Here is a 24830-nt window from a genome sequence, read left to right as displayed (position 1 = left end):
ATTATAATTTTTGGGGATGAATACTTTTGACGGTAGCTTTTTAATCTATAACTAAATAAATCTTGAAATGCATGAGGTATACAGTAGTTTAAAAAATTAAGCGTTGTTGCATTTAACTTATAAAACGCTTAATTAATTTACAGATAGAATGAGTTACTAGGTAGTAAAACTATTTTTCGTGACTTATAGGGATCAAATGTGAAAATTGTAACTGATGAATTTGTTCATATAAGCTGGCGGCATAACACTGGGCGTCTTTAAGTCGTTTGGTACTAATGTGTTTGCGTATATCGCTCATTGCCTCTATTGCTGGCTCATATCCTTGGCTACTAGCTAAGCTGAGCCACGCAGCCCCATGAAATACACTTTGTGGCACACCTTGGCCTTTAATGAAAAATAGCCCTAAGTAAAACTGTGCACGATAGTTTCCTGCCATTGCTGCTAAACGCATCCATTTTGCGGCTAAGGCGCCTTGTTCATTTTTAAGGTAATAAAGAGCTTTATTTAATGTGTCTTGATCGGTGTTTTTAGAGCTCGCAGGGGGATTTGCATCGCTTGGTTGCGTTACAAAAGAAAGAATGTTGTCTAATTGTTGCTCTAAGTCTTGGCCACTTGGTGTCGTTTTGATCATGCTACTTCGTTTGTTATTTTAATCACTTAGCTAGTTTAGTATATAGCAAGGTAAAATGTCCTGTAAAAAGTTATTTTTATGCTAAAATCTCGCCACTTTTTACAACCACAAGTTTATTATGCTCGAAGCCTTATTCAAAATCCGTGCAAATGATTCTTCGGTTCGCCGTGAATGTATTGCCGGTATGACTACATTTATTACGATGGTTTATATCGTATTCGTTAACCCAGCTATGCTTGCAGAAGCAGGCATGGACCAAGGTGCTGCCTTTGTTGCAACCTGTATTGCCGCTGCAATAGGGTGTTTTATTATGGGGTTGTGGGCCAATTATCCATTGGCATTGGCACCGGGTATGGGATTAAATGCATTTTTTACCTATGGCGTGGTGCTAGGTATGGGCTATAGCTGGCAAGCAGCGCTGGGCGCGGTGTTTATGTCAGGGTGTATATTTTTAATATTAAGCTTATTTAAGGTGCGAGAGTGGATTATTAATGCAATCCCCCTGGTGCTCAAACAAGCAATAGCAACCGGTATTGGTGCATTCTTGGCACTTATTGCGCTGAAAAGTGCTGGTATTATTGTATCAAGCCCAGCAACACTTGTGCAGCTAGGCGATATAACGTCACCGGGTCCGCTATTAGCTATTTTTAGTTTTTTTATTATTGCGGCATTACTTTATCGTGACTTTAAAAGCGGCGTGCTTATTAGTATTTTACTCGTTACCGCGATAGCAGTGTCGATGGGATTAGTTGAATATCATGGTGTTGTTGCAATGCCACCTTCAATAATGCCGACTTTTATGCAACTTGATTTTAGTGCTGCTTTTGAACTGTCTATGTTGAGTGTTATTTTTGCGTTTCTATTTGTTGATTTATTTGATACCTCAGGCACGTTGGTAGCGGTTACTCAAAAAGCGGGTCTAGCAGATAAAAACGGCAATATGCCGCGCTTAGGTCGCGCATTAAGCGCTGATAGCACTGCAACCATTGCCGGTGCAATGCTGGGAACTTCAACAACAACTTCTTATATAGAATCTGTAGCGGGAGTATCAGTGGGGGGCCGAACGGGCTTAACGGCTGTAGTTGTAGGTTGCTGCTTTTTATTAATGATGTTTTTTGCACCTTTGGCACAAATGGTACCCGCATACGCAACAGCAGGGGCAATCTTATATGTATCCGTTCTAATGCTACAAAACTTAAAGTTTGTAAACTGGGATGATATGACTGATGCAATTCCAGTGAGTGTTGTATTGTTAATGACTCCATTGACCTTTTCAATTGCACACGGTATTGCACTGGGTTTTATTTCTTATACAGCGGTTAAAGTACTGTGTGGTAAAAAAGATCAGGTAAGTATTAGTGTTTGGATTTTAACGGCACTGTTTATTATTAAGTTTGCATTTTTATCTTAATGCTTTTGTTAAATAGCTAGATTTAGTTTGGGTATGTAAATTTATATAGTGACTAAATTTCAGTTATAAAAAAGCCCATACAGTTGTATGGGCTTTTTTATTAGGTAATGGATTACCATTTCTTTTTCGGTGCAAACAGTACGTCTAAATCATCTTGCTCTTGTTCGTTCTTTTTCTTCAATGATGTAGCGTTTGATGCCTTTAATTCAGTGCTTATTGTTTCTAGATAGCCTTCAACTTCAACTCGTTTTGCAGTAATGTAATCATCATTAAATGACACACTGTTAAGTGTGGCAGCTGCTTTTTCAAAGTACTGCCTAGCAGAGCCTACCATACCGGCTGTTTGAGCTGCTAGACCACGTTTTATCTGGCTTTCAATGTTGATTCTTAGTTGTAGCTTCTCAAGGCGTTTGTCTTCTGCAATAAACGCTTGGCTGTCAACTTTCCCTTTGTTGTGCTCAGAACGGATAATAGTACGGAGCTTTTTTATACCCTGTATTAGTGATATCAGTTGCTTGTCATTACCTGGTAAAACAAAACCATCCGAGCCGTCTTGAATCGGATTTTGTAGTCGCTCTTTTGCTTCTTTTAAGCGGTTTTTTAGTCCGCTACCACCGCTTGAAATAGACACCATATTACTTAGCGCATCATGAATACGACGTTGTAATATTCGCTGAGTTGCTTCTGAAAGTGGGATATTAGCGCTATTCATTAACGCCTCTTCAGTTTCTTCAATGATAGCTTTTTGTTTTGTTAGCTCTTTACGTCGTTCAGCTTCTTGTTTTTCTTTGTGTTGTTGAACAGCACTAACCCACAGTGCAATGACGATAAGCGCAACAATTAATACAATTATAATGGAAACGATCATGTTATAATTCTCAAATTCTTAACCTTATTATCTAATCTTACATTAAATATATAAAAGGTGGGAAACTTTGCGCCGATTAACTAAAAAAAACACCATGCATAAAGCGTTTAAATCTTAATGTGTTATGTTTTGTTTGCTGATAATCATTGCTATCTCAACTTTATTTATTGTGTTAACCTGAAATTTCAATAAATTAATTGTTACATTGTGTAACCTTAATCAGCCTTTTATATAGTTACCTATTAATTAGGGTGCGCTTTTATCTGTCAATGTGAATTATAACGAAACTACATAGCCATGAAATTACAACAACTTAGATATATCGTAGAAGTTCAAAATCATAAATTAAATGTTTCAGCTACCGCTGAGAGTTTATTTACCTCCCAGCCTGGTATTTCTAAGCAAGTACGTATGTTAGAAGATGAACTAGGTGTACAAATTTTTGGCCGTAGTGGTAAACATTTAACTCACGTTACAGGTGCTGGCGAAGAAATCATTAACATATCGCGAGAAATACTCTCAAAAGTTGAGGGCATTAAAGCGGTTGCTAATGAACATACGCTGCCCGATCAAGGTAAACTTAATATTGCGACTACGCACACCCAAGCACGTTATGCGTTACCAAGCGTAATTCAAGGCTTTACCCAAAAATACCCAGCAGTGTCACTGCATATGCACCAAGGTACGCCGCAGCAAATATCGGATGCAGCTGCGCGCGGTGATGCAGATTTTGCGATTGCTACTGAAGCACTGCACTTATATTCAGATTTAGTTATGTTGCCTTGTTATCACTGGAATCGCAGTATTGTGGTTGCTAAAGATCACCCCCTTGCGAAAAAAGTCGATAACTTAACGGTGGCAGATATAGCGCAGTATCCTTTGATCACTTATGTATTTGGTTTTACTGGTCGCTCAGAGCTTGATAAAGCATTTAACGCCTATGGGCTTGAGCCGCATATTGTATTTACCGCCACCGATGCCGATGTTATTAAAACGTATGTGCGCCTGGGATTAGGTGTCGGTGTGGTTGCATCTATGGCAATTGATCAGGTAAACGACAACGACTTAGTGTGCATTGATGCTAGCCATTTATTTGAAGCAAGCACCACTAAGATTGGTTTTAGAAAAGGTAGCTTTTTACGTACCTACATGTATGACTTTATCGAACGTTTTGCACCGCATTTAACCAAAGAGCGAGTAGAGCGAGCAAGTTTGCTGCGTAATCAAGACGATGTTGATAAATTATTTGCTGATATCGAATTGCCAGTTAAATAACCGCCATAAACAGTAATGAAAAAGCCGCTTAGTTTTGCAACTAAGCGGCTTTTTTTTATGCTATCTAATTAGCACTCGATAATGTTAACAGCTAATCCACCGCGAGCGGTTTCTTTGTATTTTGTTTTCATATCGTTACCGGTATCGAGCATGGTTTTAATTACTTTATCAAGCGATACTTTTTGTTCTCCACTACCGCGAATAGCAAGACGAGAAGCATTAATTGCTTTAATAGCGCCCATTGCATTACGCTCAATACAAGGTACCTGCACTAAGCCGCCCACTGGGTCGCAGGTCAATCCTAAGTTATGTTCCATGCCAATTTCAGCGGCATTTTCTACGTGTACCACGTTACCACCAACAATTTCAGTCAGCGCACCAGCAGCCATTGAACAGGCAACACCAACTTCACCTTGGCAACCCACTTCAGCACCTGAGATAGAGGCATTTTTTTTGTATAAAATACCAATAGCGGCCGCGGTTAATAAATACCGAGTAGCAATGTCGCGATCAACTTCTTTGATAAAAGTATGGTAGTACATTAATACGGCTGGTAGGATACCAGCTGCACCATTTGTTGGTGCAGTAACCACACGACCGCCTGCTGCATTTTCTTCATTCACTGCTAATGCGAATAAATCAACCCAATCCATAGCACGAAGTGGATCGTTACTCACTTCTACATTGAGCTTTAAATATAAGCTTGGTGCACGGCGTTTTACTTTCAAACCACCAGGTAAAATACCTTCGGTACGCATACCACGTTCAATACAGGCTTTCATTACTTGCCAAATATTAAATAATTCATCTTTTATGGCTTCTTCACTGCGTAAGGTTTTTTCGTTTTTCATCATTAACGTTGATACGCTGTAACCCGACTCTTTACACATTTCGAGTAATTCTTTAGCCGTTCCAAACGGGAACGGGGCAGGGTTTTCTTCGCGAATATCTAAGGCCGCTTGTTTTTCTTTTTCAAACTCTTCATCTGTAACAATAAACCCGCCACCAATAGAGTAGTAAACTTTGCTATATACTTTTTCGTCATTGTTATAGGCAATAATTTCCATTGCGTTGGAATGTTTAGGGAGTGTTTTTCTGCGATGAAAAACAATAGCGCCTTGTTTAGGGAATTTAGCTTTATGAGTTTGGTTTAGATAAATAACCTGCTCATTTTCTATTTTTGCTAAAATATCGTCCACTAAATCGGCATCAATGGTTTCAGGATCATAACCGGCTAGGCCAAGGATCACTGCTTTTCCCGAACCATGACCAACACCTGTTTGCCCCAGTGAGCCGTAAAGCTCTACTTTTACATCGGTTACATTTGCTAATAGTTGTTGCTCATCTAGGTCATTAACAAATAAGCGTGATGCACGCATTGGGCCGACGGTATGTGACGATGAGGGGCCAATACCAATGCTAAACATGTCAAATGCACTGATCATAATGTGTGTCTCTACTTAGTTTTCTCAGCATTAAGCTGTTCTTTGAACGGTCGACTATAATAACGTGGAAATGCAGGTGTGTAACCCTTATTAGCAAAGATTTAAACTGGTATGGCGAGTTGTTTTGTAAAGTTTTTAATAATGCTGGCTGTGGCACCCCACAAAAGCCCGTGAGGAGTGATAAAGCCATTTAAAGTTAGGGCTCTTCCATTACGTTCAAAGGGGATTGGTTGCCAATTAGCTTCGTTGTTCAGCGCTTTTATAGAGAGTAAAAAGCTGGCTTGTACTTCGTTATGATCGTTCTCCCATACCGTTTCTTTTTTAATTAAGCCCACAAAAGGACGTATAGTAAATCCAGTAAGGGTAGAGTATTCCGGCAGCTGGCCTAAAACTTGAACATTATGCGGGGGAATGTTTAGCTCCTCATGTAATTCACGCAGTGCCGTGGTGCGCAGGTTAACATCATTAATTTCAAATTTACCACCCGGTAAACAAATCTCCCCAGGGTGGTGATGTAAATAGGTTGGCCGCTTACACAATAAAACATGTGCTTCGTTATCTATATCAATCAAAGGTAGCATCACTGCACTGGCGCGCTTTTTTTTATTATCTTTGAGCTGATCCACGGCTAAACTGCGGTTTAATTGAAAACGAGCCGAAATGGTTTCACTATTCAAAGCGACCTTCATTTAATATAGGGAGTATTTTATTTACTTTATCGTATGTTTCTTGATATTCCAATTCGACTTTTGAATCAGCAACAATGCCACCGCCAGCCCAACAATATATTTGCTGATGATGAGTAACTAAAGTTCGAATGGTAATACTGGTATCCATATTACCGCAGGCGCTAATATAGCCAATAGAGCCACAATAAATACTGCGTCTGTGTGGCTCCAGCTCTTCTATTATTTCCATTGCGCGCACTTTTGGTGCCCCGGTAATAGACCCTCCAGGGAATGCAGCTTCAAGTTGATCGACTGCTGTTTTTCCTTCATCAAGGATGGATGTAACTGTACTTACCAAATGGTGTACTGCCGGAAAGCTTTCAATAGCAAATAAAGAAGGTACAACAACAGAGCCCGGTTTTGCGACTTTACCTAAATCATTTCGTAGCAGGTCTACTATCATGACATTTTCAGCGCGGTCTTTACTGGAGTTTGCCAGTAATGTGGCTTGTTTGGCATCTTCTAAAGCATCGGCTTTACGTGGTAGCGTGCCTTTAATAGGTTTTGTTTCTACCTGGTTGTCATGTACAGCAATAAAACGCTCGGGTGATATTGATAAAATAGCGCCTTGCGGATGATTTATAAAACTAGAAAAAGGCGCTTTATTGGCCTGCGTTAATTTAACATAGGCCGCCCAAGGAGACCCTTGGTAATGTGCGCTAAAACGCTGCGCTAGGTTAATTTGATAACAATCACCACTTTTTAAGTATTCTTCAATCGCGGCAAACTTTTCGCTATAACTCCTCTGACTCATATTTGACTGCCACTGTGATGTAAGCGAAAAGCTTTCATGTTTAGGTGGTTGCGCTAAATGCTGCTGATACTGCGAGAGACGATTTACATTGGGTTGCGAAATATAAAACCACTTACGTAGTTGTTTATCGTAAATCAGTGCATCAAGGTAAAGTCCAACGGCCATTTGCGGTAAATCAATGTCGTTAAGAGCGTTGCTTGGTAGTTGCTCTATGGTACGCCCTAAGTCATAACCAAAATAACCAAGCCAGCCACCGTTAAAGGGTAAATTGTGGACGGCTTTTGTTGTATCGAGCTTTGCTAATTCATCGTTCATTATTTCAAAGCAGCTTTTAGCACTCGCTTGGTTATTAAAAACGGTTAGATTATTTTTAACTTCCAGAGTGCTTTGAGGCTCAATAGCAATTATGTCAAAACGACTGTTAATGTGATCGCTATCACCCGAATCTAGCAAAATGGCGTAGGGCAAATGAGCAAAATGCGAAAATACCTCTATACAATTTTGTGATATGGCTAATTCAACACAATTTTTTTTATTGTTTAGCATTTACTATCCCTTTAAGAACTGGCTCGAAACGGGCTGGGAGGGTATCATAAGTCAAATTTATTTGGCAGCGTTTAGTGAGCGCTGTGGTTGAAAACAGTTCGAACCACCGTCACGGGTTTGATATCGCTTACGTGCAGCGTGCGTAACAACAACTTAAGGAACCACTATGAGTACAATTCGTCAGCAAGACTTTATTGATAGCATTGAAGATGCTTTGCAATATATCTCGTTTTACCACCCTCTTGATTTTGTTCAAGCGCTAGAAAAAGCGTATAACAAAGAGCAAAGCAAAGCCGCTAAAGATGCGATTGCACAAATCTTAATTAACTCGCGTATGTCGGCAGAAGGTAAGCGTCCGCTGTGCCAGGATACTGGGATCATCACCTGTTTCGTAAAAATAGGTATGGATGTTAATTGGGATAAAACCGACTTAACAGTACAACAAATGGTTGATGAGGGGACGCGTCGTGCGTACTTAAATCCAGATAACCCATTGCGTGCATCGATTGTTGCCGACCCTGCGGGAACACGTAAAAATACTAAAGATAATACGCCATCAGTGGTACACATTGACTTAGTTGCAGGCGATAAAGTTGAAGTGATGGTGGCTGCTAAGGGTGGTGGCTCAGAGAACAAAAGTAAAATGGTGATGTTAAACCCATCTGACGATGTGGCCGAGTGGGTAGAAAAAACGTTACCAACAATGGGGGCGGGTTGGTGTCCACCAGGTATGCTAGGCATAGGTATTGGTGGCACTGCAGAAAAAGCAGCGGTAATGGCGAAAGAGTCATTAATGGATCCGGTTGATATTCATGAACTCATTGAGCGCGGCGCAGAAACAACAGAAGAAAAGCTGCGTTTAGAAATTTTTGAACGTGCGAATAAATTAGGTATTGGTGCGCAAGGTCTTGGCGGTTTAACCACGGTTGTTGATATTAAAATTAAAACGGCGCCAACTCACGCGGCTTCAAAACCAGTGGTTATGATCCCAAATTGTGCTGCTACGCGCCACGTTCACTTTACACTTGATGGTTCAGGCCCTGCGAATTTAAAAGCACCTAAATTAGAAGACTGGCCAGAAGTGACTTTCGAAGTCGGTGAGGGCACACGCCGTGTTAATTTAGATACCCTGACTAAAGAAGACACTAAAGAATGGAAAATGGGTGAAACCGTTTTACTCTCAGGTACTATTTTAACGGGTCGAGATGCTGCTCATAAGCGTCTGCAAGATATGATCAACTCAGGGGAAGGTTTACCTGAAGGTGTTGATTTTGATAACAAGTTTATTTACTACGTTGGTCCTGTGGATGCAGTAGGCGATGAAGCAGTAGGTCCTGCTGGCCCGACAACGGCTACTCGTATGGACAAATTTACTGACATGATGTTAGAAAAAACAGGCATCGTGGGAATGATTGGTAAAGCTGAACGTGGCCCTGCAACGGTTGAGTCTATTAAAAAGCATCAGTCAGTGTATTTAATGGCTGTAGGCGGTGCGGCTTATCTAGTATCTAAAGCAATTAAAAAAGCACGTGTTGTTGCCTTTGAAGATTTAGGTATGGAAGCTATCTACGAATTTGAAGTAGAAGATATGCCAGTAACGGTTGCCGTTGACAGCGAAGGTGAAAATGCTCACACCCAAGGTCCTGCAATTTGGAAAGCAAAAATTGAAGAACTAGACAGTAAAATGAAGTAAGTTTTCTGCATAAACAGTAATCATAAAAGCGAGCACCCTGTGCTCGTTTTTTTATTTTTAAAATTTGCAGATACTTAAACACCTCAGACCAGTTTATACTGCGCAGACAGTTATTATATAACCCATTGTATTTTATGATGTAGTGTTCTTTTTCAAGATGTACTATTAAGTTTACATATAAATTCAAAGTGACGTTCACGTAAGCGTAAACTTTAATCGCGATGACGTTTTTAGCTTTTATACTTAATAATATAATTATTATTAAATTTTTTATGCTTATTTATCGCGATAAACCGTTTTATTTTTCTATTGAGTGCGGTTTATTTGGTTTATCTACTCATAGTATGGCGAACCATCAACTGAAGTGATAAAGTCTCGTCAATTTGTAGCGTGCTTGCCCAAAAGGGCCCATTATTTTCGGAGTATTTAAAGTGGTTGTATTTAATCAAGTTGAATTTGATAACCATGAACAAGTGGTTTTTTGTTCAGACAAAGCGTCTGGTTTAAAGGCTATTATTGCGGTACATAACACAAATTTAGGCCCAGCTGTAGGTGGTTGTAGAATGTGGGATTATGCCAACGATGAGGATGCAGTTTACGACGTATTGCGCTTATCAAAAGGGATGACCTATAAAAATGCTGTGGCACGCTTGCCATTTGGTGGTGGTAAGTCAGTTATTATTGGCAATGCAAAAGAGATCAAGTCTGAACAGTTGTTTCGTGCATTTGGTCGTCAATTAGAGCGTTTAAATGGCAGTTACTACTCAGCAGAAGACGTAAATATCACGTGTGATGATGTGGCGTTAATGAACAAAGAAACAAATTACGTGCTAGGCCTTGAAGGTAAAAGTGGTAACCCATCGCCATTTACAGCTTACGGCACGTTTTTAGGTATGAAAGCAGCGCTTCATCATCAGCGCGGCATTCAAGATTTTTCAGGCATTAAAGTAGCTGTGCAAGGTTTAGGTGCTGTAGCTTATGGATTATGTAAGCACTTGGCTGAAGCTGGTGCAGAATTATTTGTTACCGATATTAACCAAGCAGCGGTAGAGCGTGTAGTCAACGATTTTGGTGCAACAGCGGTTGGTATTGATGAAATATACGACTTAGATGTTGATGTGTATGCGCCTTGTGCGTTAGGTGCCACTATTAATGACACAACGATCCCTCGTTTAAAAGCAACTATAATAGCAGGATGTGCAAATAATCAGCTTGCAGAATCACGCCATGGTGAAATTATACGTGAAAAAGGTATTTTATACGCACCAGATTATGTAATAAATGCAGGCGGTATTATTAACGTGTATTACGAAACAGCGCCTGAAGGTTACAGTAAAGAGGCGTCTAATAAACACGTAGAGAAAATTTTCGATACATTAAGCGAAATCTTTACCCGTAGTGAAAAAGAACAAAAATCAACGCATTTAATTGCTGATGAGCTTGCTCAAGAAATTATTGAAAACGGACTTTAAGTTTTTATTTAGTTCAACTAAGGAGCGAATATCGCTCCTTTTTTTATGCCTATATAAGACTTTGGTATAACTACACCCAAAGCATCATTTTAGTTAATGCGAATATAGGCAAAGCGAGGTAAAATTTTACTTTTGCTCTGTGTATAATTTATGTCCTCTGCCGATTTATCTCTTCGGGCTATTGATTTTGATCAGTGGCCGCGCAAACAACATTTTGAATTGTTTCAAAACTTCACTCAGCCTTATTTTAATGTGTGTGTAAGACTCAATGCTAAAAAGCTATATACCGTGTGTAAGCAAACTAATCGTGCTTTTTTTCATGGTTATGTTTATTGCTTATTAAAAGCATGTCATGAGTATGAGCCGATGATGCTGCGTATTGTTAATCAAAAACCTTATTATTTAAACACCATGCGCGCGAGTGTTGTTGAGCTTGCCGATGATGACTCGTTTCGCTTTAGTTATTTTAAACAGCAAAACTCGTTAAATGAGTTTGTTAATAAAGCAAAAGCGATTAGTCATGAAGCAAGGTTAAACCCGCTGTTTTCTGATGCCTTTGCAGCAACTGAAGGACAAGCTGATTTAATTCACGTTTCTGTTTTACCTTGGTTAAACTTTAGCAGCTTTTCGCATGCGTTTACCCAGGGCCAAAGCTGTGGCATCCCTAAATTTGTGTTTGGTCAATACAACCCCGACACAGGCGAAATGCCACTATCAATTGATGTCCATCATGCGTTATTAGATGGACTACATGTGGCTAAGTTCATCCAACGATTGCAACATACATTTGATAGTTTGAGTGATAATACTTAATGAAAAAGTTGTAAATCTTATGTTATTATTTGTTGGTGATGTTTTCTAATTAAATTTTCACCTTGAATTTACTCAAATATAAAAACTAATAATTATAAAGGCAGTGTCTGATGAATCGCTTGGTGATTTTATGTTTCTTGTTGGTGATTTTTACTGTTAATGCTCAGCAACAGACTCGGCTGCCGTTGCGCGATTATTTTTTTGAAACGTGGAATACCCGTTCGGGCCTTCCTCACAATAGCATTAATAGCCTTGCACAAACACAAGATGGCTATTTATGGGTAGGTACTTGGGAAGGGCTTGCCCGCTTTAACGGTCAAGAATTTAAACTATTTACCCGCTCAGAAATTACCGATTTGCCTGACTCAGGCGTACGTGCGCTTACCCCCACATCCGATGGCGGCTTACTCATAGCCGGAGCGCGCGGCGGTATTAGTTTATATCAGCACCGACAATGGGACACTCAACCTAATGCCCAAGCAATGGTTAATCACGTATTTAAGAGTAAAAACGAGGATTTGTGGTTGGCACTTGAAAATGATGGTGTGTTTTATCGACCTGCCAAAAGCACTCAAGATATCCCAATAATACAAAACGTTAGTGCTTATAGAATAATTGAAGATAAGCAGGGCACTATATGGGCTGCAACTAGTGATGGGCTGTATAAAATAGTTAACTACACGGCTACATTGATGACTCCACATCATGGTTTGCCAGATGCACCTGTATATACTCTATTGATTACCCGTGAAGGACGCCTTGTTATTGGTAGTGAAAGAGGTGCGCGAGTATTAAATGGCAATGTGTTCGAGTCACCCCATCCACAGCTTAGTGCTGAGTCGATTTCTAGTTTATTAGAAGATAACCATGGTGATTTATGGTTTGGCACTATTAATAAAGGGGTATTTAGGCTTAGTGTTGATGGCATAGAACAATTAGATGCTAAAAATGGCTTACCTGCAAACCGCATATTGTCATTATTGCAAGACAGAGAAAACAGTATTTGGGTAGGTACCAACGCGGGTGTATTTAGATTAAGAGAAGCCCCGTTTTCATCGTGGGGAAAAAAGCGAGGCTTATCTAGCGACTACGTACGCACGGTACTTTCACATTCTGATGGCAGTTTATGGATAGGGGGAAGTACAGGTTTAGATCGGCTGCAAAACAATAAAATTACCCATATTAAAGGAACTAAGCAAGGCTCTCCTTATTCAGTATTGAGCTTACTTGAACAAAGCCAAGGTGATGTTTGGGTCGGTACTTACACTTCAGGTGTTTTAAAGGTGGTTAATAACGAGCTTGTACCTTACTTAAATCGTGATAATGGGCTTGGTAGTAATGAAGTACGCTCGTTACTTTTTGATTCAAAAAATCGTTTATGGGTAGGTTCAGCCATGGGGTTAACGCGAGTTAATACCGACGGCAGTTTAGACCAATTTACTAATGAGAAAGAGTTGCCGAGTGGCTTTATTCTAGCTTTGAGTGAGGATAAGAGGGCAAATATTTGGATAGGCACTGGCAATGGCGTAGTGGTTTACAATACCAATACGGAGAAATTTCAACCAATTCAGTTCCCTAAAGCGTTTTCGGCTAAATATGCGTTTGGCTTTTATATTGACGATAAATATACCTGGATGGCGACCGATAGAGGTTTATTGCGTTATCAACATTCAAATGGCCATATGACTATTTTAGGGAGGGAGTTAGGATTACCGGTTGATAAGCTTTTTCAAATTGTGCCCTTTAAAGATTCACTTTGGCTATCAAGTAACCGTGGCATTATTGAAGTTAATTATAAGCAGGTTAATCAGCTACTAGATTCAGCTACAAAAGGTAGTCAGACGCTAGCTTTCCAATTATACGATGAGGGCGATGGCATGCTCAGTGCGCAAGCCAATGGAGGGTCAACGCCTTCGGCTACAGCGCATTCAGATGGTACTATTTGGTTTGCCACCGCAAAAGGGGTGAGTACGGTTAAACCCGCGCGATTAAAAGAAGCCACCGAGATACCGTTACCAACTATTGTAGAAAGTTTCTCTGTAGATGGTAAACCCATGTTATTGCCTGTTGATGGTGACACACTTGTTTTGCCACCTGGAGTTACACGACTGTCGTTCCATTATGCGGGCTTAAGTTTTATCATGCCGCAGCGATTAAACTTTCAAACAAAAATGAAAGGCTTTAACGATGAATGGGTTGATCGTTTTCATATTGCAACAGCTGAATATACTAACTTACCCGCGGGGAAATATTCATTTGCAGTGCGTTCTGCCTATCCTAATACCGATTGGCAGCAAAATGACAAAGTGATTCATTTTGAAATTCAATCGCATTTTTGGCAAAAAACCAGCTTTAAGCTAGTGGTGTTTTTTATTTTTGTGGTTGTCATATATAGTGCATATCGTTATCGCTTGTATCGCTATAAGCAAGTAGAAAAAGAGCTAACTAGCCGAGTGGTGAAGCAAACCCAAGCACTGCAAGAGCAAGCAAGTGCCTTTGCTTATCAAGCTACCCATGATCAACTCACCGACTTACCGAATCGCCGGGCATTTGATGGTTGGCTGGCCGACAACTTTACAGATTTTAAAGCGCGTAATACTCCGCTTGCGATTGCCATTATGGATATTGACCACTTTAAACGCATTAATGATGGTTGGTCTCATTTGATTGGTGATCAGGTTATATGTGAAGTCGCCAATATTCTTAAAGCGCATTGTGAAGGCGAGCAAGAAGTGGCTCGTTGGGGCGGTGAAGAATTTACATTTGTATTTCCTGACATGAATACTGTGCAAGCACAGCAATTATGTGAACAATTACGCAAAGAAATTGAAAATAAAGACTTTTCGTCTATTGCCCAAGGGCTTAGCGTAACCGTGAGCTTTGGTGTTTCTGACTCAGATAATGTCGATGATTATGATCGGTTATTATCTCGTGCTGATCAAGCTTTATACAAGGCAAAAAACAATGGCCGAAATAGGGTTGAGTGCATAGCTTCCTAAAAAGAGCTGCTTTAATGCGTTAAATCGTTTTTCCGACAGCTTTTATCATATAGAGAATTTCAACTTCTTTATTATTTGTTTAGGTTAAGTTAATTCATTAAGTAATTATATGTAAGCATAAGTAATATTAATTAACTTTATTTTAATTTGGGTGCTATACCTTGTGTACCCATTAGGGGTTTTTTTGCTTTTTACTTAAGGAATATAAGATGAAAAACAAGATAATTAATATTACATTCGCAAGTCTTCTAGGGGCCTCACCCGTGGTATTAGCAGAAGGCGATAAGCATGATGACTTTTTGTTTACTAAACAGGCTTTAGCATCACTCAAGCTTAACTCTTTACTGACTATTGATGATACGCAATTTGTGTTTAATGACTCATTATTAAACGAAGATTGGGATAACTTTTTTTCTTTACATGCGTCAGCAATTGAAGATAAAAAAGAGCTCATTTTACACTGGGCAGGTTATACCAGCATTAATCCAAAAGTAATTTTAGCGCTGATAGAGCAACAAAGTGGCTTACTTTCAAACCCAAATGCTGATATTGAGAACCCTTTAGCTGGTATAACAGACAAGCGTGGTTTTGATGCGCAAGTAAAAGACGTAGTGATGAAATTAAGTCAACGCTTTTATGCATATAAGCAGTGGCAAGAGTCACAAGATAAGTTAAAAAAACGAAATCAGGCAACCCAAACTACGAGTAGCACAGCTGCAACTGCGGCTCTAGTAAGTCTGTTTGCAGATAGCGATAGACTGGCATCAAACTCTAAAAATAATCAACAGACTTTGACTGAGTTTTTAGCTACGTTTGACCGTGTATTTCCTAGTAACACTAGTCAATTGCAACGTTCATTGAATAGTGTAGATCAAAATAATGAAAAACAACTTTTAGCCACTAGTTTTGAAATGAATTTACCGTGGCCGTCTGGCTATTGGTACAGTGGTGGCGCTCACTCAAATACAGGTTCTGGCTACCCATACTCATCACTTGATTTTAACAATGGCTCTGGTGGCTGGGGCGCTAATACTCCTTTTGTTCAAGCTGCGCATGGCGGAACGGTAACTCGCTTTTCTTCCTGCAATATTCGAGTAACACACGCCAGTGGCTATTCAACCAACTACTACCACATGTCAAACCTTCAATATAGCAGTGGTGATTATGTTCAACCTGGTGCATGGTTAGGTCGCTATGCAAATAATTATAATCAAGCATTGTGTGAGGGCGGCCAATCATCAGGTCCTCATGTTCATTTTACTTTATTGTATAATGGACAACAGGTTTCTCTGCATAATAAATATATAAGTGAGCATCGGATTGATGTTGGCTCAAGTAATTATGACACCAACTGTAATCGTTTCTATTTTGAACGATATGGCTATCGTACATGTGCATGGCAGCCTTTGTATCGCTAGAATGATATAAATAAACAAACAGTTCACTTGTTAAAGAAAAGGCCACGCTCTAACAGATGTGTGGCTTTTTATTTAGTGTTAAATAATTGAATTCTAGTTTTATGGACCAATTAATACTGTATAGATAATTATAGGGCTATTAAATGGTAAACGGATTATTGATTTTCTTACTTGTTGCGTTTGTCGTTATTTTTTGGCGTTGGCCTGATATTCAAAATACTCTGTGGCGCCGTAAATACAGTCATTTATCATTAAGCCCACAACAGCATGCGCTGTTGCTGCGGGCTATGCCTATTTATAACAAAATGACTGATGCAGATCGAGCCAAGTTGGCTCGTCATATTGTGTGGTTTTTAAATGAAAAGCGCTTTGTTGGCTGTGATGGGTTGCAACTAACTGAAGCAATGAAACTCATTATTGCCGCCGATGCTTGCCTGCTGGTACTAAATAAATCTTGGCCTTTGTATAAAAACGTGAAGGAAATTTTACTCTATCCCAGCGCCTATTATGCGCCTCAATCAAGTCGCGATAACGCAGGGCTTGTTAGTTTTCATAATACCGTAAGGCAAGGTGAGTCATGGCCAGGAGGCACACTGGTGCTGAGCTGGCATGATGTGCTTGAGGGTAACCGCTTACCCAGTGACGGGCATAATTTAGTGTTTCATGAGTTTGCGCATCAACTTGATCAAGAGACCGGTAAAACCACCGGCACGCCATTACTTACATCACAGACTCACTATCAACAATGGGGCAAGGTATTTAGCCGAGCGTTTTCGCAGTTAAAAACACACGTTGCTTATAACATGCCGCATGTTATTCATAGCTACGGAGCCACAAATGAGGCAGAATTTTTTGCGGTGATCACCGAAACGTTTTTAGAAAAACCCGCAGATTTACGCCGCGATGACCCTGAAATTTACCGTTTGCTGGTAGATTTTTATCAATTTGATCCTATTGTTTGGCATTAATTTTATGCACTTCATCCTATTACGCTGGTAACTTGCTAGCGTTTTTGTTGCAATCATGTAATAGAGCAACACACAGCAACAATAATAAGTGAGATAAGCATGAAGAAAATGCTGCAAACAGCGCTTGCGTTATCAGTTTCATTGGCATTGGGTCAAGTACACGCAGAGCAAACAGATGAAAAAAAATGGCAAGTTGATTCACCAAAAGGGCAATTTGTAGATGCTTCTATTAGTGTAGAGCAAGGCACATGGATGAATGTAGATATAAGCCCTGATGGAGAAACCTTAGTATTTGACTTACTGGGCGATATTTACACTATGCCAATGAGTGGTGGTAAAGCCACTCAAATAACCTCAGATATCGCATGGCAAATGCAGCCGCGTTTTAGCCCAGATGGTAAACATATCGCATTTACCTCAGATCAGGGGGGCGGTGATAATATTTGGGTTATGGACGTTAATGGCGAGAATCAAACTGCAGTAACGGACGAAACGTTTCGTTTACTTAATAGCCCGGCATGGAGCCCTGATGGCGATTATTTAGTTGCACGTAAGCACTTTACCGCCAGTCGTTCTTTGGGCGCGGGTGAAGTTTGGCTTTATCACAAAGCGGGTGGTAAAGGGGTACAACTGACTAAACGTGAAAACGATCAAAAAGATTTAGGTGAGCCGATGTTTTCACCTGATGGCCGTTATGTTTATTTTTCTCATGATGCCACCCCAGGTAAAACCTTTCATTACTCAAAAGATTCGGTTGCGGGTATTTATAAAATTAAGCGCTATGATCGTGAAACCGGTGAAATAGAAACGATTATTAGTGGTATGGGTGGGGCAATCAGACCAACTCCGTCACCGGATGGTAAAAAACTTGCCTATGTAAAGCGTGATGACTTTCAAACTAGCTTGTACTTATACGATTTAACCAGCGGTGAGCATACCAAGCTATATGACAAGTTAGAGCGCGATATGCAAGAAACATGGGCTATTCATGGGGTATACCCAACAATTGCGTGGACACCAGATAATGAAGAGTTAGTATTTTGGGCTGGTGGCACCATTCATAAACTCAATGTCGATGATAAATCTGTCAGCGATATTGCATTCAAAATAGACACCACGAAAAAAATTCAAAAAGCGGTGCGATTTACTCAAAATATCGATACTGAAGAATTTGATGTAAAAATGCTGCGAAATGTACAAATTAGCCCAGATGGCGAAACGGCATTGTTTGAAGCACTGGGTCATATTTATAAACGCGATTTAGACTCAGGAAAAATCAAACGTTTAACCAAGCAAACCGATCATTATGAGTTATTTCCACAGTACTCGCGTGATGGCAAAAAAATTGTCTACACCACATGGGACGATAATGAACAAGGCACAGTGCGCGTTGTTTCTGCACGCAGTGGCCGCGGCGATACTATCACCGATGAACCGGGTAAATATGTAGAGCCTACCTTTAGCCCTGATGGCAAAACTGTAGTTTATCGTAAAGCCAGCGGCGGCAGCATTTTAAATCCTAAATGGTCATTACACCCTGGTATTTACAGTGTTAGCACTAAAGGTGGTAAGAGTGAACTAATTTCTAAAAGTGGTTACCAACCGCAGTTTGGTAGTGCCAACGATCGTGTTTATGTTATGAGTCCATGGCCTAAACCAACGTTAAGTGTGGTTGAGCTTGAAAGTAAAAAAGTGCGCAAACTCTATGAATCAGAGCATGCCACTGAATTTAGGGTATCGCCTGATGGTGAGTATTTAGCATTTGCAGAGCGCTTTAAAGTGTTTGTAACACCGTTTGTTGAGCGTGGTAAAACCATTAATATTGGGCCTAAAGACAGCCAATTTCCAATTGAGCAATTATCTGTTCGTGCTGGTGAAAATATTAGCTGGAGTACCAACAGCAATAAACTCTATTGGACACTTGGCCCTGAACTATACCATGCAAGTTTAGAGGGGATGTTTGCTATTAATAAAGCCGATGACCAAGGCGTTAAAGTCAAAAGCGGGACTAACATTGGTTTTAGCAAAAAAATGGCTGAACCAGAAGGCATGATTGCCTTAACTGGCGCAAAAATTATTACCATGGACGGCGAAAAAGTCATTGAAAATGGCGTTATTGTTACCGATGGTAAACATATTAAAGCTATTGGCTCTGCTGCAGATATTAGCATTCCAAAAAATGCTAAGATTGTTGATGTAACAGGCAAAACAATTATGCCTGGTATGGTTGATGCACATGCACATGGCTCACAAGCAAGCGATGAAATTATCCCACAACAAAACTGGAAAAACTTTGCAGGCCTTGCGCTAGGTGTTACCACCATCCACGATCCATCAAACGACACCACTGAAATATTCACTGCCAGTGAAATGCAAAAAGCCGGTATGATTGTCGGCCCGCGTATTTTCTCCACTGGTACTATTTTATATGGAGCGAATATGCCTGGTTATACTTCGCATATTGATTCATTAGATGATGCTAAATTTCATTTAGAGCGTTTGAAAAAAGTAGGGGCGTTTAGTGTTAAATCTTATAACCAACCTCGCAGAGAGCAGCGTCAGCAAGTTATAGAGGCTGGTCGTGAACTTGAAATGATGGTAGTGCCAGAAGGGGGCTCATTATTACAACATAACTTGAGTATGGTGGTTGATGGGCATACAGGGATTGAGCATTCCATTCCGGTTGAACATATTTATGATGATATTAAGCAGTTGTGGTCACAAAGTGATGTAGGTTATACGCCTACATTGGTGGTTGCCTATGGCGGTATTTGGGGTGAAAACTACTGGTACGATAAAACTGATGTGTGGAATCATCCTCGATTGAGCAAGTTTGTGCCAAAAAATCAATTATTACCACGTTCAATGCGTCGTGTTAAAGCGCCCGATCATCACTATAACCACTTTAACAATGCACGTGTGGCAGCTGAACTACAAGATTTAGGTGTACTGGTTAATTTAGGTGCACATGGCCAGCGTGAAGGTTTAGGTGCGCACTGGGAAATGTGGATGTTTGCTCAAGGTGGTATGACGCCGCTTGAGGCTATTCGATCATCAACTCTCGATCCTGCTAAATACCTAGGCTTAGATAAAAATGTAGGCTCATTAGAAGTCGGTAAACTGGCAGATTTAATGGTTATAGATGGCGACCCACTGAAAAACATCCGCGATTCAGACAAAATTGATTACACCATGATCAACGGCCGCTTGTTCGACGCAGCAACGATGAACGAAGTTGGTAAAAAACAACGTGCCCCGTTATTTTTTGAATAAGGTAGGCGTTTTTTAGTTAATAAGCGGCTATTTAGCCGCTTTTTTTATATTGTATTACCTATTTAACCAACTGCTACTATCGCTTTTAAAATATTATCACTAGGTGGAGCTACTGATACATCATGCATCACTCTCGCTCTAGTTATAAATCCTTCTTTTAAAATGAGTAAATGGTGTGCGGCTTCAATTGCTTTTTCTCTATTATGAGCAAATTCAGGGGTTTCTAAAAGAGCTGATAGTATGATCTCAAAGTTCGTTTGCTTATGCTGTTTGCAAAGTTTGGCAATAGGGTCATTCTCTATAGGGTATTCAGCTGCAGTATTAATAAAAAAACAGCCATTAAAGTTACCTAACTCTGAAACCTCATTATTAATCCACTTTTTCAGTCCGAAAAAAATTGCTTGCGCGACTAATATAGCACTTGGTTGCAGACATATTTTTTTTAGCCAAGCGTTAAAGCACATGTCGCGTGCGACTAAACAAGCACAAATAAGCGCATCTTTGCTTTCAAAGTGCTTGTATAAGGTTTTTTTTGCAATGCCGGATACAGCTAAAATTTCATTAATACCAACAGCGTGTATACCCTTTTTATAAAAAAGGCTCAGTGCCGTACTGATTATTTGTTGTTGTTTATTCATGATATTCCAAATTTGAGCAGTAAAAACACAGCTTGACATAGGTAGACCGACTTGTCTATATTGCAAGTGTAGACAAATCGGTCTACTTTTGAGGAGGTAATATGCATAGTGAGCAAATAAAGTCGGCATTAATCGCAGGTGTTTTTTCTACTTTTGTTTTGGCTTTTTTGGCGTGGCTAAATTATATGGGTGATTACGGTATTTGGTTAATGGCGCCATTTGGCGCAACAGCTGTGCTTGTTTTTGGCGTACCACAGAGCCCATTAGCTAAGCCAAAAAACGTAATAGGGGGGCATATGCTGACCGCAATGATTGGGGTTGTTTTTAGCTATTATAGTGCTGATAGTGCGATCATGATTGGGCTGGCTGTGGGTATTGCTATAACTTTGATGATGATCACTAAAACGATTCACCCTGCTGCCGGTGCAAACCCTATCTTAATTATTGAGTCTAGCCAAAGTTGGGATTTTTTAATAATGCCAGTACTTGCCGGGACAGTGTTTATTGTGGTGTGTGGTTTTGTCGCGACGTGGTTTTTGCAGCTATTGATAGAAACTAAACATAAAAAAACCGCTTAACGCGGTTTCTTTTATACTGAGCACTCAGTGAATTACACTACACCGCGCGGTAGGCGACAGTCGTGATCTTTACGAGCAAGCTCTACTATCCAAAGCTCTTCTGCTGTGTAACCTTCTTCGTTCTCAGTGATCACGGTGAAAGGCGCTTTTTTCTGTGCTTTTACAGGAGCAGCTTTTTTAGTTTTTTTAGCGGGTGCTTTTACTGCAGCTTTTTTTGTAGACTTTCCAGAGCTTAATTCTTTAGTCAGCTCTGCTACATCAGCTAGGCGCATATTCTTGCCGCCATCAACGCTGTACCAGCCAGGTTTAGTTGTTATTTCAGGTTTTTTACCGTTGGCAGCTTCATATGCAGCTTCAAAGGCAGATAACACTTCTGTTTTGTCTAGTTTGCTCATCAGAGACCCTATACGTTGTTTACACAGATAAAGAAGAGGTATTTATACCTATTTTAGAACTGTTTTTCAATTTTTTGCGATTTTCCTTTCATTTTTAGCGCATAACCGCCAAAATTTGTACAAAATTCAGTGCAAAGTAAGGTAAGTAGTATGCAACGTAGAGAATTTAATCAACTATTAAATACCCTGTTAAAGCCAGAAACCATTAACGATTTTTGTCCAAACGGACTTCAGGTAGAAGGTAAAGATGAGATACGCACCATAGTAACGGGTGTAACGGCAAGCCAAGCACTTATTGATGCCGCGATTGAAAAAAATGCCGATGCCATTTTGGTACACCATGGCTATTTTTGGAAAGGCGAGTCACAACCTATCATTGGCATGAAAAAACGTCGTGTGGCTGCACTTTTAGCTAACGACATCAATTTATTTGCTTATCATTTGCCATTAGATATTCACCCTGAAATCGGCAACAACGCTCAGCTAGCGCAATTACTCGATATTGAGATTGAAGCAGGTTTAGAGCCAGTCAATAACAGTGTCGCGATGAAAGGGCGGTTAAAAACGCCGCTAACGGGGTGCGAATTTGCTAAAAAAATAAACCAAGTGCTTAATCGCGAGCCTCTGACAAGTTTAGTGCGTAATGATAAAATTGAAACTATTGCCCTGTGCACTGGTGGCGGGCAAGGCTATATAGATTTAGCAGCTGAGCAGGGGCTAGATGCTTACTTAACCGGTGAAGCGTCAGAACAAACAATACATAGCTCTCGCGAGCAAAATATCGACTTTTTTGCTGCTGGCCACCACGCCACAGAGCGATACGGTATTAAAGCGCTGGGTGAATACCTTGCTGATAAATATGGCTTTGATGTAACATTTATTGATATAGACAACCCAGTGTAAGCTTTGCCGTAAATACAATGCCGTCTAAGTAACCTATTCATACTTAACTTGAGTAGGTTCTTTAAAATCTAAAGTTAAAAATAATTTATTACTCTAATATGTTATGGAGAGTTTCCGCTGAGGTTAAAACCCATCAACAATAAAAAATCAAAGAGCTTCAGGATTTATTGTACGACGTATTTTTATCCATGTATCGCCAAGTACTTCATGGGCAAATTGAGTCACTACTAGTAATGCTTTTGCGTTGGGTATGAGTTGCTTATACCAAGGGTACGCTGCAAAGTTGTGGTAGTCAGTTGCTGCGGGGATCACAGTGATGCCTTGAGCATTAAATAAATTTATTGCTCTGGGCATATGGCTTACAGAAGTAACTAAAACGGTATTATAATCAACAAGTTTTGAGGCTAAAAATGCGGCTTCTTGCGCTGTGTCCATTGCGTTTGGATTTTGTACAATGCGACTTTTATTCATACCCAAGCTAATTGCCGTTTTATACATAAGTGCGCTGTTGGTGACTTTTTCATAACCCCCACCTGATACAATTAACTGAGCTCGCGGATATATATTAGTGAGCCTAATACCTTCCACTAAACGTGTTAATGCACAATTTCCTAGCTGGCTGTTAGCACTAAGGGCTGGGTTAGGGTTTATGTCGCAGCCAAGTACCACAATTTTATCTATGCTAGGGTGCTCATTGATACTAAAAGCCAATGAAGTAGGTTGATTATGTTTAATCAATAAGTTGGCAACCCAGGGCGTACTGGCAAGTAATAAGGTTGCAAGACTCAAAAAAGACAAGGTAATAACAAGCTTTCGTTGTTTGAGTGCAAAAATAAGCAGTATTAGGCTAAGTAAACCTAGTAATGGTAACGGCATGAGTAAACCGCCCAATATTTTTTTAAGTTCAAACATAATGAGTAACACGGTTAAATATATTTACTAACATGTTACTCATAAGTTTTAGATTTATCGACCGTTATTTAATTTACAGGTGTTTAAAAAATGACGGTAAACCGGATTGTCTTTCATGTCTTTTTTCATCGCTAAGTACATCGGACGGGTTAAACCAAGCGCGCCCAGTGGAATTGACTTAATTAGCCCTTGGCTTTCATACGGAGTAACGAGCCAATCAGGTAGGGCGGCTACACCCATACCTGCACTGACTAATTGAAATATAAGTAAGCCCTGATCAACTGTTTTAAGCGTGCCGTCAAAACGTGCATTTTGAATAAAATGCTTAAATATATCTTGGCGCTCACGGGGAATCGGGTAAGAAATAATAGTTTCGTTTTTTAAATCAAGCGCAGTTACGTAGGCTTTTTTAGCTAAGTCATGATCCGGTGCCACTATTAGCTTAAGTTTAAAGTCAAATAGGTGGGCGTATTCTAGTTTGTCGGGTTCACGCACATCTGAGGTAAGCACTAGGTCTAATTCATCATTTAATAAGTCTGGGATGGCGTCGTAACTAAAACCACGTTCGTAATCAATCTTTATGTCAGGCCAAAAATTATTAAACTCTTTAATAGTAGGCAATAGCCAATGAAAACAGGCATGACATTCAACACTTAGACGCAGTTGTGAGATTGGCTGATTTAAACTTTCTTTTAATCGGCATTTAGTTGCTTCTAACTTAGGTAATATTTCGTGTGCTAATTCAAGTAATAACATACCTTGAGGTGTAAATCGGACGGGTTGAGTTTTTCGTTCGAACAACTGGCAATCTAATTTATTTTCTAAATCTTTGATCTGATGTGATAAAGCTGACTGAGTTAAAAATAGCTCGCGGGCTGTATTAACTAACGATCCCGTTTCTTTAAGGGTCGCTATAGTTTTTAGGTGTTTAATGTCAATCATCTTTAATAAATCTCATGGGTATGGTGAGTATTGCTTAGATTAACTACATACTACGCTTATATAAAAATCGTTTCAACGTCTAGATGGCTATAAAAGTTAGATTTGGTGTGTTTTTTACTGCAAACATTAAATTTATTAACTTTGCATAGTCAAATATTGTTTTGTTAT

General features: G+C 39.8%; 20 protein-coding genes. 11 read left to right on the top strand and 9 right to left on the bottom strand.

Annotated elements, in window-relative coordinates; all coding sequences use genetic code 11:
- Nucleotides 1-169: 169 nt before the first annotated feature.
- Complete coding sequence (locus CWB78_RS05970) at nt 170-631, bottom strand: tetratricopeptide repeat protein (RefSeq protein WP_010388519.1); 462 nt, start codon at nt 629-631, stop codon at nt 170-172.
- A 118-nt stretch (nt 632-749) separates the two neighbouring features.
- Between CWB78_RS05970 and CWB78_RS05965 the strand changes: the two genes are divergently transcribed.
- A complete protein-coding gene (locus tag CWB78_RS05965; RefSeq protein WP_054201141.1) occupies nt 750-2042 on the top strand; it encodes an NCS2 family permease in 1293 nt (430 codons plus the stop codon).
- A 112-nt stretch (nt 2043-2154) separates the two neighbouring features.
- Here the strand turns inward: CWB78_RS05965 and CWB78_RS05960 are convergent, their stop codons facing one another.
- Complete coding sequence (locus tag CWB78_RS05960; protein WP_010388524.1) at nt 2155-2910, bottom strand: hypothetical protein; 756 nt, start codon at nt 2908-2910, stop codon at nt 2155-2157.
- A gap of 297 nt (nt 2911-3207) precedes the next feature.
- Here CWB78_RS05960 and cysB point away from each other — a divergent pair, with 297 nt between their 5' ends.
- Entirely contained in the window at nt 3208-4185 is a 978-nt protein-coding gene (gene cysB / locus CWB78_RS05955) for an HTH-type transcriptional regulator CysB (protein ID WP_010388526.1), read from the top strand.
- A 68-nt stretch (nt 4186-4253) separates the two neighbouring features.
- Here cysB and CWB78_RS05950 read toward each other — a convergent pair whose 3' ends face one another.
- The 3 genes from CWB78_RS05950 to pabB all read right to left on the bottom strand — a co-directional run bounded on the left by CWB78_RS05950 (nt 4254) and on the right by pabB (nt 7658).
- Nucleotides 4254-5630, bottom strand: coding sequence for an L-serine ammonia-lyase (locus CWB78_RS05950; protein WP_010388528.1), 1377 nt, complete (start codon nt 5628-5630; stop codon nt 4254-4256).
- Nucleotides 5631-5731: 101 nt separating this feature from the next.
- On the bottom strand, nt 5732-6307 hold the full coding sequence (locus tag CWB78_RS05945; protein WP_109874480.1) for an NUDIX hydrolase: 576 nt from the start codon (nt 6305-6307) through the stop codon (nt 5732-5734).
- Entirely contained in the window at nt 6300-7658 is a 1359-nt protein-coding gene (gene pabB, locus CWB78_RS05940; protein WP_138594640.1) for an aminodeoxychorismate synthase component I, read from the bottom strand. Before pabB ends, CWB78_RS05945 begins: the two co-directional genes overlap by 8 nt.
- 166 nt (nt 7659-7824) lie before the next feature.
- Between pabB and CWB78_RS05935 the strand changes: the two genes are divergently transcribed.
- The 7 genes from CWB78_RS05935 (at nt 7825) to CWB78_RS05905 (ending at nt 20294) form a co-directional block, all read left to right on the top strand.
- Entirely contained in the window at nt 7825-9351 is a 1527-nt protein-coding gene (locus tag CWB78_RS05935) for a fumarate hydratase (protein WP_138594638.1), read from the top strand.
- A 431-nt stretch (nt 9352-9782) separates the two neighbouring features.
- Nucleotides 9783-10823, top strand: coding sequence for a Leu/Phe/Val dehydrogenase (locus CWB78_RS05930; RefSeq protein ID WP_010388535.1), 1041 nt, complete (start codon nt 9783-9785; stop codon nt 10821-10823).
- 150 nt (nt 10824-10973) lie between these two features.
- Nucleotides 10974-11636: a CatA-like O-acetyltransferase gene (locus CWB78_RS05925; protein WP_138594636.1), complete on the top strand. Its 663-nt coding sequence runs from the start codon at nt 10974-10976 to the stop codon at nt 11634-11636.
- Between the two features lie 110 nt (nt 11637-11746).
- A complete protein-coding gene (locus CWB78_RS05920; protein WP_138594634.1) occupies nt 11747-14635 on the top strand; it encodes a ligand-binding sensor domain-containing diguanylate cyclase in 2889 nt (962 codons plus the stop codon).
- Nucleotides 14636-14844: 209 nt separating this feature from the next.
- Entirely contained in the window at nt 14845-16053 is a 1209-nt protein-coding gene (locus CWB78_RS05915) for a M23 family metallopeptidase (RefSeq protein WP_138594632.1), read from the top strand.
- A gap of 143 nt (nt 16054-16196) precedes the next feature.
- A complete protein-coding gene (locus CWB78_RS05910) occupies nt 16197-17021 on the top strand; it encodes a M90 family metallopeptidase (RefSeq protein ID WP_138594630.1) in 825 nt (274 codons plus the stop codon).
- Between the two features lie 99 nt (nt 17022-17120).
- A complete protein-coding gene (locus CWB78_RS05905) occupies nt 17121-20294 on the top strand; it encodes an amidohydrolase family protein (RefSeq protein ID WP_138594629.1) in 3174 nt (1057 codons plus the stop codon).
- A gap of 62 nt (nt 20295-20356) precedes the next feature.
- On the opposite strand, the gene CWB78_RS05900 is transcribed toward CWB78_RS05905, so the two are convergent.
- Nucleotides 20357-20932: a TetR/AcrR family transcriptional regulator gene (locus CWB78_RS05900; RefSeq protein WP_131691211.1), complete on the bottom strand. Its 576-nt coding sequence runs from the start codon at nt 20930-20932 to the stop codon at nt 20357-20359.
- A 101-nt stretch (nt 20933-21033) separates the two neighbouring features.
- Here CWB78_RS05900 and CWB78_RS05895 point away from each other — a divergent pair, with 101 nt between their 5' ends.
- Nucleotides 21034-21510: an HPP family protein gene (locus CWB78_RS05895; RefSeq protein WP_010388547.1), complete on the top strand. Its 477-nt coding sequence runs from the start codon at nt 21034-21036 to the stop codon at nt 21508-21510.
- Between the two features lie 32 nt (nt 21511-21542).
- On the opposite strand, the gene CWB78_RS05890 is transcribed toward CWB78_RS05895, so the two are convergent.
- The gene (locus tag CWB78_RS05890; protein WP_010388549.1) at nt 21543-21905 is read right to left on the bottom strand and encodes a hypothetical protein; all 363 of its coding nucleotides are present in this window, start codon (nt 21903-21905) and stop codon (nt 21543-21545) included.
- Between the two features lie 150 nt (nt 21906-22055).
- Here CWB78_RS05890 and CWB78_RS05885 point away from each other — a divergent pair, with 150 nt between their 5' ends.
- Nucleotides 22056-22808, top strand: a complete 753-nt coding sequence (locus CWB78_RS05885) for a Nif3-like dinuclear metal center hexameric protein (RefSeq protein WP_054201128.1) — start codon at nt 22056-22058, stop codon at nt 22806-22808.
- 147 nt (nt 22809-22955) lie between these two features.
- Here CWB78_RS05885 and CWB78_RS05880 read toward each other — a convergent pair whose 3' ends face one another.
- Nucleotides 22956-23720, bottom strand: a complete 765-nt coding sequence (locus CWB78_RS05880) for a YdcF family protein (RefSeq protein WP_171040312.1) — start codon at nt 23718-23720, stop codon at nt 22956-22958.
- A gap of 54 nt (nt 23721-23774) precedes the next feature.
- Entirely contained in the window at nt 23775-24662 is an 888-nt protein-coding gene (locus tag CWB78_RS05875; protein ID WP_010388553.1) for a LysR family transcriptional regulator, read from the bottom strand.
- Nucleotides 24663-24830 lie beyond the last annotated feature (168 nt).

The sequence above is a fragment of the Pseudoalteromonas sp. S1612 genome (genome assembly GCF_005887175.1).
Classification (GTDB): Bacteria; Pseudomonadota; Gammaproteobacteria; order Enterobacterales; family Alteromonadaceae; genus Pseudoalteromonas; species Pseudoalteromonas undina.
The sequence above is the reverse complement of the archived record's forward strand: the minus strand, read 5'-3'. Positions and strand labels throughout refer to the sequence as shown.

Excerpts from the sequence above, each read along its gene's own strand:
- CWB78_RS05970 (WP_010388519.1), bottom strand. The coding sequence starts at position 631 with ATGATCAAAACGACACCAAGTGGCCAAGACTTAGAGCAACAATTAGAC.
- CWB78_RS05965 (WP_054201141.1), top strand. The coding sequence starts at position 750 with ATGCTCGAAGCCTTATTCAAAATCCGTGCAAATGATTCTTCGGTTCGC.
- CWB78_RS05960 (WP_010388524.1), bottom strand. The coding sequence starts at position 2,910 with ATGATCGTTTCCATTATAATTGTATTAATTGTTGCGCTTATCGTCATT.
- cysB (WP_010388526.1), top strand. The coding sequence starts at position 3,208 with ATGAAATTACAACAACTTAGATATATCGTAGAAGTTCAAAATCATAAA.
- CWB78_RS05950 (WP_010388528.1), bottom strand. The coding sequence starts at position 5,630 with ATGATCAGTGCATTTGACATGTTTAGCATTGGTATTGGCCCCTCATCG.
- pabB (WP_138594640.1), bottom strand. The coding sequence starts at position 7,658 with ATGCTAAACAATAAAAAAAATTGTGTTGAATTAGCCATATCACAAAAT.
- CWB78_RS05935 (WP_138594638.1), top strand. The coding sequence starts at position 7,825 with ATGAGTACAATTCGTCAGCAAGACTTTATTGATAGCATTGAAGATGCT.
- CWB78_RS05925 (WP_138594636.1), top strand. The coding sequence starts at position 10,974 with ATGTCCTCTGCCGATTTATCTCTTCGGGCTATTGATTTTGATCAGTGG.
- CWB78_RS05920 (WP_138594634.1), top strand. The coding sequence starts at position 11,747 with ATGAATCGCTTGGTGATTTTATGTTTCTTGTTGGTGATTTTTACTGTT.
- CWB78_RS05915 (WP_138594632.1), top strand. The coding sequence starts at position 14,845 with ATGAAAAACAAGATAATTAATATTACATTCGCAAGTCTTCTAGGGGCC.
- CWB78_RS05910 (WP_138594630.1), top strand. The coding sequence starts at position 16,197 with ATGGTAAACGGATTATTGATTTTCTTACTTGTTGCGTTTGTCGTTATT.
- CWB78_RS05905 (WP_138594629.1), top strand. The coding sequence starts at position 17,121 with ATGAAGAAAATGCTGCAAACAGCGCTTGCGTTATCAGTTTCATTGGCA.
- CWB78_RS05900 (WP_131691211.1), bottom strand. The coding sequence starts at position 20,932 with ATGAATAAACAACAACAAATAATCAGTACGGCACTGAGCCTTTTTTAT.
- CWB78_RS05895 (WP_010388547.1), top strand. The coding sequence starts at position 21,034 with ATGCATAGTGAGCAAATAAAGTCGGCATTAATCGCAGGTGTTTTTTCT.
- CWB78_RS05890 (WP_010388549.1), bottom strand. The coding sequence starts at position 21,905 with ATGAGCAAACTAGACAAAACAGAAGTGTTATCTGCCTTTGAAGCTGCA.
- CWB78_RS05885 (WP_054201128.1), top strand. The coding sequence starts at position 22,056 with ATGCAACGTAGAGAATTTAATCAACTATTAAATACCCTGTTAAAGCCA.
- CWB78_RS05880 (WP_171040312.1), bottom strand. The coding sequence starts at position 23,720 with ATGTTTGAACTTAAAAAAATATTGGGCGGTTTACTCATGCCGTTACCA.
- CWB78_RS05875 (WP_010388553.1), bottom strand. The coding sequence starts at position 24,662 with ATGATTGACATTAAACACCTAAAAACTATAGCGACCCTTAAAGAAACG.